The organism is Neorhizobium alkalisoli, assembly GCF_002968635.1.
Classification (GTDB): domain Bacteria; phylum Pseudomonadota; class Alphaproteobacteria; order Rhizobiales; family Rhizobiaceae; genus Neorhizobium; species Neorhizobium alkalisoli.
This window is the reverse complement of the sequence record NZ_PVBN01000046.1, coordinates 1-427: the sequence shown is the minus strand read 5'-3', so window position 1 is coordinate 427 and position 427 is coordinate 1. Positions and strand designations below refer to the sequence as shown.

At 60.9% G+C, this 427-nt stretch carries 1 protein-coding gene; it reads left to right on the top strand.

Annotated features, from left to right (window positions below):
- Nucleotides 1-427 (top strand): nucleoside hydrolase (locus C5L13_RS28480; protein ID WP_205836901.1); only part of this gene is annotated, 427 nt, incomplete at both ends.

The window sequence follows — 427 nt, the reverse complement described above, 5'->3', positions numbered from 1 at the left end:
CGATCACCGCGGTCGCCGGAAACTGCCCGCTAGAACACTGCGTCAAAAATGCGCTCATTTGCGTGGAAAAAGCGGGAACCTATGCTCCTCCGGTTTACGCCGGCATGGCGAAACCACTGTTTCGCACGCGCTATCACTCGCACCATATTCACGGTGAAGACGGCATGGGCGACATGGCCTTGCCGACCCCACGCTTGGCCGTAGAACCCGTTCATGCCGTGGACGCCATCATCGACTGCGCCGCACGGCTCAAGGGCGAGCTGGAAATCGTCACCCTGGGGCCGCTGACCAATCTCGCGATGGCGGTGCTGAAAGCGCCCGCGCTGGCCGAAAAAGTGAAGCGCGTGTATGTCATGGGCGGTTCCGGACTGACGCCAGGCAATATCACCCCGCTGGCCGAATTTAATTTTTACGCCGACGCCGAGGC